Genomic DNA, 7696 nt, shown 5'->3' on the forward strand with positions numbered 1-7696 from the left:
ACCGCCCTGGCCACCGCGTCCGCCCTGGCCACCGCGTCCGCCCTGGCCACCGCGTCCGCCCTGGCCACCGCGTCCGCCTTGACCACCCTGGCCGCCCTGGCCACCGCGGGGGCCGCCGCCGCGCCGACTGTCGCCGCCGCGTGCCTGCCCGTCGCGTCCACCGCCCCCGCCGGGCTGGCCACCCTGGCCTGGGCGCCCGTCCCGCTCGCCGCGTCCGCCTCGGTCCGGGCGGCCGTCCCGCTCGGGCCGTCCACCACGGTTGCCGCCGCCGCCCGCGGAACGGGCGGCCCCGGCCTCGTCGTCGAGCCGGAGCGTCAGCGAGATGCGCTTGCGCGGCACGTCGACGTCGAGCACCTTGACCCGGACGATGTCACCGGGCTTCACCACGTCGCGCGGGTCCTTCACGAACGTCTTCGACATCGCCGAGACGTGCACCAGACCGTCCTGGTGGACGCCCACGTCGACGAACGCGCCGAACGCGGCGACGTTCGTGACGACGCCCTCCAGTACCAGGCCTGGCGACAGGTCGGACAGCGTCTCGATGCCCTCGGTGAACGTCGCGGTCCGGAACTCCGGACGCGGGTCACGCCCGGGCTTCTCCAGCTCGGTCAGGATGTCGGTGACGGTGGGCAGGCCGAACCGGTCGTCGACGAACTCGACCGGCTTCAGCGACCGCAGCGTCGCGGTGTTGCCGATCAGGCCGGTCAGGTCACCGCCGCTCTTCTGGACGATCCGCCGGACGACCGGGTACGCCTCCGGGTGCACGCTGGTCGCGTCGAGCGGGTCGTCGCCGTTCGGGATGCGGAGGAAGCCCGCGCACTGCTCGAACGCCTTCGGCCCCAGCCGCGGCACCGCGGCCAGCGCCGTCCGGGAACGGAACGGCCCGTGTGAGTCACGGTGCACCACGATGTTCTCGGCCAGCCCGGTGGTGATGCCGGAGACCCGGGCGAGCAGCGGGACCGAGGCGGTGTTCAGGTCGACCCCGACCGCGTTCACACAGTCCTCGACGACCGCGTCGAGCGACCGGGACAGCTTCGTCTCGGCCAGGTCGTGCTGGTACTGCCCGACGCCGATCGACTTCGGGTCGATCTTCACCAGCTCGGCGAGCGGGTCCTGCAGGCGGCGGGCGATCGACACCGCACCCCGCAGTGAAACGTCGAGCTCCGGCAACTCTTGGGACGCGTATGCGGACGCGGAGTAGACCGACGCACCGGCCTCGGAGACCACGACCTTGGTCAGCTTCAGGTCGGGGTGTTTGGCGATCAGCTCACCGGCCAGCTTGTCGGTCTCCCGGGACGCCGTGCCGTTCCCGATCGCGATCAGCTCGACGCCGTGCGCGGCGGCCAGCCGGGCCAGCGTCGCGATCGACTCGTCCCAGCGGCGGCGCGGCTCGTGCGGGTAGATCGTGTCGGTGGCGGTGACCTTGCCGGTCCCGTCGACCACCGCGACCTTCACCCCGGTACGCAGCCCCGGGTCGAGGCCCATCGTGGCGCGGGTGCCGGCCGGCGCGGCGAGCAGCAGGTCCCGCAGGTTGCCGGCGAACACCGCGACCGCGTCGTCCTCCGCGGACTGGCGCAGCCGCAGCCGCAGGTCGATGCCGAGCCGCACCAGGATCCGGGTGCGCCAGGCCCAGCGCACGGTGTCGAGCAGCCAGCGGTCGGCCGGGCGCCCGGCGTCGCGGATGTCGAACTGCCGGGCGATACGGCCCTCGTACTCGCTCGGTCCGGTCGGCGGCGGCGCGTCTTCCGGCAACGCCTCCTCCGGATGGAGGTCGAGGTCGAGGACCTCCTCTTTCTCACCGCGGAACAGCGCGAGGATGCGGTGCGAGGGCAGCCGGGTGAACGGCTCGGAGAAACCGAAGTAGTCGGCGAACTTGGCGCCGACCTCCTCCTTGCCTTCGCGGACCCGGGACGCGACGTGGCCGCGCTCCCACATCCGCTCGCGGAGCTCACCGATCAGGTCGGCGTCCTCGCCGAACCGCTCGACCAGGATGGCGCGGGCTCCGTCGAGCGCGCCCGCGACGTCCGCGACGCCCTTCTCGGCGTCGACGAAGGACGCCGCCAGGGCCTGCGGATCGTGCGAGGGGTCGGTGAGCAGCGTGTCGGCCAGCGGCTCGAGCCCGGCCTCGCGAGCGACCTGCGCCTTGGTGCGACGCTTCGGCTTGAACGGCGCGTAGATGTCCTCCAGCCGGGCCTTCGACTCGGCCGCCTGGATCCGGGCCGCCAGCGCGTCGTCGAGTTTGCCCTGGCTACGGATCGACTCCAGGACGGCGGCCCGCCGCTCCTCCAGCTCCCGCAGGTAGCCGAGCCGCTCCTCCAAGGTGCGCAGCTGGGCGTCGTCGAGCGCCCCGGTCTGCTCCTTGCGGTACCGGGCGATGAAGGGCACGGTCGAGCCGCCGTCGAGAAGGGCGACCGCGGCGTCGACCTGCCGCTCACCGACGCCGAGCTCGTCGGCGATCCGCCGCCCGATCGACGCCACCCCGGTCACCCCGGCACCGGCCGGGCCCGCCGGGCGTGCCCCCACCGATTCTGTTCCCACGCAGCTCCGCCTATCCGTCTCTGCCGGCTTCCGTCCGGCTCGGTTCGTTCCGTTCCGTGCGAAACCGTAGCGTCCGCGCGCCGGGTCGGTGCGCGTCGTCCACAGCCTTGGCGCCGCCACCCCGAGCGCTGTGCTCGCGGATACCGCGACGCCGCCAGGCACCGTACCGGTCGGCGCCGACACTTCGGCACCACCTCTTTCAACGGCCCGTTGACAACGGAACGTGTAGAGTGGCGGCATGACCGCAGAGTTCACCCCGCCGAGCGCGAGCCGGGCCCGCGCCGAACGCACGTACACCGCCCTCTTCCGGCTGGCCGAACGGCACGCGGGCAGCGAGGCCGACCGGGCCCGCCAGATCAACCCCGCGATACTCGGCCCGCACGAGGCGATCCGCCTGGTGGCGTTCCTGGCGGGTGGTTCCGCCGCCTACCGCGACGGGGAGCCCGAGGTCGACCGCGAGGACCTCACGGCGGCACTGACGCTGGTGCCGCTGGTCCGCTCCGAGCTGGACGAGCTGGAGCTGAGCCTGATCCTGATGGCCCGCGGCCGGGGCATGACGTGGGCGGAGATCGCGTTCGGACTGGGCCTGGGCAGCGCACAGGCGGCGGCCCAGCGTCACGAGCGTCTGACCAGCCGCACCGAGCAGCGTCCCGAGCCGTCGTCCTGATGCTCGCCGGGGCCGCGGCGGCCCCGGCGAGCATGGCCACGGAGATCCGGGGCATCCCGATCGGGCAAATCGTCCAAATCCGGGAGCTAGTGATGAAGACCCGTCGCCGTTCACTCACCGCGTCCGCGCTCGCCGGGCTCGTCGCCGTCGTCGCGCTGAGCGCCACCGGCGCGGTCGGGATCTCCGTGGCCGCCACCGCCGACGCCGCCGACCGGCGCCTCAACGCCCAAGACCGGCTGTTCCTCCGCGTTGCGCACCAGGCCAACCTGGCCGAGATCAGCGCCGCACGAATCGCGCTGTCCAACGCCTCCGCACCGGTCGTGCGCGACCTGGCCCATCGCTGGATCGCCGACCACACCGCGCTCGACCGGTCGGTGACCAGCACCGCCGCCGCGCTGGACGTCCAGCTACCCGGCCCGACCGCCGAGCAGGAGGAACTCGCCGACCGCTACCGGGAGACGTCGGGATCCGCGTTCGACCAGCTCTGGGTCAGCACGCAGATCACCGCTCACCATCAGGCCGCGGCGCTGGTGGCGGCCGAACTCGCCGCCGGCAGCTCCCCCCTGGTTCAGGCGCTGGCCCGAGCTGCCCAGCCGGTCATCGCGGCGCACCACCGCCTGCTGGCCGACGCGGCTCCGGTCGTCGGCACCGTGATCAGCGCCAGCCCGAACGTCCCGCCGCCGGGAACCGTGCCCACCGGCCCGGCGATGCCGACGTCCACCACGGCGCCCTCGCCGGGCTGGCGCGTCCAGTCGCCGACGACCGCACCGCGCGGCTGGACGAACCCGACGCCGGGGTCGACCGACACGACGCTCGGCCCGATCCCGATCCCGGGCGGTCCAGGACCTTCGCTCACCGTCGGCCCGTGACGTCGCCCGCCCGGTGGCCGGGCGCGCCCCGCCCGTGACGTGGGAGTGGCGTGCCCCGCCGATTCGGCCGGGACAGCGCTGACGCACAGTGGACGGGTGGCCGACGATTCCTCGACGAGTGTCGCGGCCACCCCACCGGCGGGCACGCACCGAGCACCGCGGAACTCGATCCGCGGACGCCTCCGGTCGGCCTTCGCGGGCACCCGGGCGCTCCGCGTTCCCGCGTTCCGCGTCCTGTTCGCCGCCCAGGTCGTCTCGTTCGTCGGGACCTGGTCGCAGAACCTCGCGACGTCGCTCCTCGTCCTGCACCTCACCGGCAGCGCCGCGGCGCTCGGGCTGGTCACCGCCATCCAGTTCGCGCCGACGCTGCTGCTCTCCCCGGTCACCGGCCGGGTCCTCGACCGGGTCGACGTCCGCCGCCTCCTGATCGCCACCGCCGCGGCGAGCGCGGCCACCGCCCTGGTGCTCGCGGCACTGACGGCGGTCGATCGCGCGCCGCTCTGGTCGGTCGGGGTCGCGGTCGGGGCGTTGGGGATCGCGCAGGCGTTCGACCGGCCGGGGATCTACACCCTGATCCCCCGGGTCGTGGACGCCGACCACCGACCCAGCGCGATCAGCCTGATCACGATGAGCGGTGCGGCCGCCCGCCTCGCCGGGCCCGCGCTGGCCGGACTGCTCTACGCGACCGTCGGACCGGCCGCCTGCTTCGCCGTCAACGGCGCCTCGTACGTCGTCGTCATCGGCGCATTGGTGGCCGTTCCCCGCCTGCGCGCCGGAGCGGCAGCACCGACCGGTGCAGTGACGCCCGCCGAGCCCGCAGCCGCACCTCCGAAGCCGACCGGACCCGCAGCAGGCGGACTCGGACTGGGTTACGCCTGGCGACACCGTGACCTCCGCGCCGCGCTCCTGGCCAACCTGGCGATCGGCTGCCTCACGTTCAACTTCGGGGTGATGCTCGCGGCCATGGTGACGTTCACCTACCGCGCGGGGTCCGGGACGGTCGGCATCGCCTACTCGACCGACGCGGTCGGCGCGGTCCTCGGAGGGCTGATCGCGGTCGGCGCGGCGGTGACCCGGCGTCGTCTGGCCCTGGCGTGCGCCGCGCTGGGGCTGACGATCGGCGCCGCCGGGCTGGCCCCGAGCCTCACGCTGTTCCTGGCGGCGCTCCCGATCATGGGGGTAGCGATCACGGTCTACCAGTCCACGGTGACCGCGCTGGTCCAGCAGGTGTCCGACCCCGGCATGCTCGGCCGGATGATGTCGCTGCTGACGCTCGGCTGGTTCGGCACGACTCCGGTCGGTGCGCTGCTGATCGGCTGGGTCGCCGACGCGTTCTCGGCCCGCGCGGCGATGGTGGTCGCGGGCGGCACCTGCGTGGTCTGCGCGGTGCTGCTCCTGGCGCCCCGGCGGCGCGCGGGTGCGGTAGGCATGACACCGAGCCGAGAGGAAGGGGCCACGTGAGTCGCTACGTGATCATCGGCGCCGGGGCGATCGGCGCGTCGGTCGCCGCCCAGCTGCGCTCGACCGGAGCCAGCGTCGTGCTGGTCGCCCGAGGAGCGCACGGCGCGGCGATCCAGGCCGACGGCCTGCGCTACGTCCGGCCCGACGGCGAGCACCGGGTCCGCCTTCCGGTCGCCGGATCCGCCGCCGAGCTGGACCTGACCGTCGGCGACGTGCTGATCGTCGCCACCAAGACCCAGGACACCGAAGCGGTTCTCCAGGAGTGGGCCTGGCGGCCGGTCACCGGCGGCAGTACGGCGGCCGAATCGCTGCCGCTGATCAGCCTGCAGAACGGGCTGGAGAACGAGCGCGCGGCCCTGCGGCGGTTCGCCCGGGTGTCCGGAGCCGCGGTCTGGATGCCGAGCAGCTACCTGCGACCGGGTGAGGTGGTGGCGCCCGGCGAGCCCGCGGTGGGCGTGTTCTGGCTGGGCGGCTACCCGGACGGCCTGGATCCGGACGCCGACGCCTGGGCCGCCGACCTGAGGCGGGCGAACTTCGTCGTCCGGCTCGTCGACGACCTGCCGCGCTGGAAGGCAGGCAAGCTGCTGTCCAACCTCGCGAACGCGGTTGATGCCCTCTACGCCGGCCAGGAGCGCACCGGCGCACTCCGGCGCGCATTGCAGGACGAGGGGCGGCGGGTCCTGGAGGCCGCCGGTCACGACCCCGCGGACCTCACCGCCGATCCGGAGGCCGAGCTGAACGGCTTCCGCCTGGCACCGGCCCTGCTGGACCGCTACGGCGGCAGCTCCACCCGACAGAGCCTCGGCCGGTCGGCCGGTCACACCGAGGCGGACTACCTGAACGGAGAGATCGTGCTGCTCGGCCGCTTGCACGGCATCCCGACACCGCTGAACGCGGCGATCCAGGCTGCGGTGGCGCAGGCCGCGCGGGACGGTGTCCCGCCCGGCGGTGGTGATCCCGGAGTGTTGGACGCGTTGCGCGGCGCCGCCGCGGAGGAGGCTCGATGAACGACGTCCTGGTGACGGCGACCGAGGTGCACGCGCTGCTGGCGAGCGACGATCCGCCGGTGTTGCTGGACGTCCGCTGGGCGCTCGGCGACCCGGACGGGTACGGGCACTACCGGGCGGGTCACCTGCCCGGCGCGGTCTTCGTCGATCTCGACGCCGAACTGGCCGGGTCGCCGAGCGCCGCTGCGGGACGCCATCCGCTGCCGACGGTCGAAGCGCTGGAGGCGGCCGCCCGCCGCTGGGGCCTGCGCGACGGCGACGCCCGGCCGGTGAGCGTAGTGGCGTACGACAACAGCGGCGGGCTCGCCGCGGCGCGGGCGTGGTGGCTGCTGCGCTGGTCGGGGGTGCGCGGGGCACGGTTGCTCGACGGCGGTCTCGGGGCGTGGACCGCGGCTGGGTTTCCGGTGGAGGCTGGGGAGGCCGTGGTTCCCGCACGGGGGGACGTCACGCTCCGTCCCGGGCAGCTCCCGGTGCTCGACGCCGACGACGCGGGCACGCTCGCCCGCACCGGCGTGCTGCTCGACGCCCGCGCCGCGGAGCGGTACCGCGGCGAGGTGGAGCCGATCGATCCGCGCGCCGGGCACATCCCGGGTGCGCGGTCCGCTCCCACCACCGAGAACCTCGGCCCGGATGGCACCTTCAAGACCGCCGCCGAGCTCCGCGAGCGGTTCGCGGAACTCGGAGTCGTCGGATCCGGCGCGACCGGGACGGCCCCGGTGGGGGTCTACTGCGGGTCCGGCGTGACCGCGGCGCACGAGCTCGCGGCGCTGGCGATCGCCGGGATCGAGGGAGCTCTCTACGCCGGTTCGTGGTCCCAGTGGTCGGCCGACCCGTCCCGTCCCGCGGCCACCGAAGCCCCCGAGGTGCCGTGAACGCAGTCGGGAGCCCCCGCCGGTTAGGCGGAGGCTCCCGAACGCGGCCCGCGGGAAAGGCCGCGCCTGCACCGGTCGATCCGACCGGCAGCTCACGTCGCGCCGGCCCCGTGCGCTCTCAGCCGGCCGCCCGCAAAGGTGTACCCAGCGGGGTCGTGTGGGTGAGACGGCTGTGCAGGGTGCCGCGGGCCGCCACCTCCGAGTAGTACGAGTGCCGCCGCCGCGCGATGCACCCGTCCTGGCGCGGGTGGTTCGGCAGCTGCTCCGGGTCGAGCTGGCTGT

5 protein-coding genes and 1 pseudogene are annotated in these 7696 nt (G+C 74.3%); 5 read left to right on the forward strand and 1 reads right to left on the reverse strand.

The features are described from left to right. Window positions 1-75: 75 nt before the first annotated feature. Window positions 76-2487: pseudogene (locus ABEB28_RS35455) on the reverse strand (Tex family protein); the annotation flags it as partial. Window positions 2488-2776: 289 nt separating this feature from the next. On the opposite strand from ABEB28_RS35455, the gene ABEB28_RS35460 reads away from it, so the two are divergent. The 5 genes from ABEB28_RS35460 (at window position 2777) to ABEB28_RS35480 (ending at window position 7414) form a co-directional block, all read left to right on the forward strand. Continuing rightward, entirely contained in the window at window positions 2777-3205 is a 429-nt protein-coding gene (locus ABEB28_RS35460) for a DNA-binding protein (protein ID WP_345732648.1), read from the forward strand. Next, window positions 3205-4074 carry a DUF4142 domain-containing protein gene (locus ABEB28_RS35465; protein ID WP_345732649.1) on the forward strand — a complete coding sequence of 290 codons (870 nt, stop codon included), beginning with the start codon at window positions 3205-3207 and terminating at the stop codon, window positions 4072-4074. The genes ABEB28_RS35460 and ABEB28_RS35465 overlap by 1 nt, the downstream gene beginning before the upstream one ends. A 96-nt stretch (window positions 4075-4170) precedes the next feature. Beyond that, window positions 4171-5535 carry an MFS transporter gene (locus ABEB28_RS35470; protein WP_345732650.1) on the forward strand — a complete coding sequence of 455 codons (1365 nt, stop codon included), beginning with the start codon at window positions 4171-4173 and terminating at the stop codon, window positions 5533-5535. Next, entirely contained in the window at window positions 5532-6542 is a 1011-nt protein-coding gene (locus ABEB28_RS35475) for a ketopantoate reductase family protein (RefSeq protein WP_345732651.1), read from the forward strand. Before ABEB28_RS35470 ends, ABEB28_RS35475 begins: the two co-directional genes overlap by 4 nt. Continuing rightward, entirely contained in the window at window positions 6539-7414 is an 876-nt protein-coding gene (locus ABEB28_RS35480) for a sulfurtransferase (protein ID WP_345732652.1), read from the forward strand. The genes ABEB28_RS35475 and ABEB28_RS35480 overlap by 4 nt, the downstream gene beginning before the upstream one ends. The last annotated feature ends 282 nt before the right edge of the window (window positions 7415-7696 follow it).

The sequence above is a fragment of the Cryptosporangium minutisporangium genome (assembly GCF_039536245.1).
In the GTDB taxonomy this organism is placed as follows: Bacteria; Actinomycetota; Actinomycetes; order Mycobacteriales; family Cryptosporangiaceae; genus Cryptosporangium; species Cryptosporangium minutisporangium.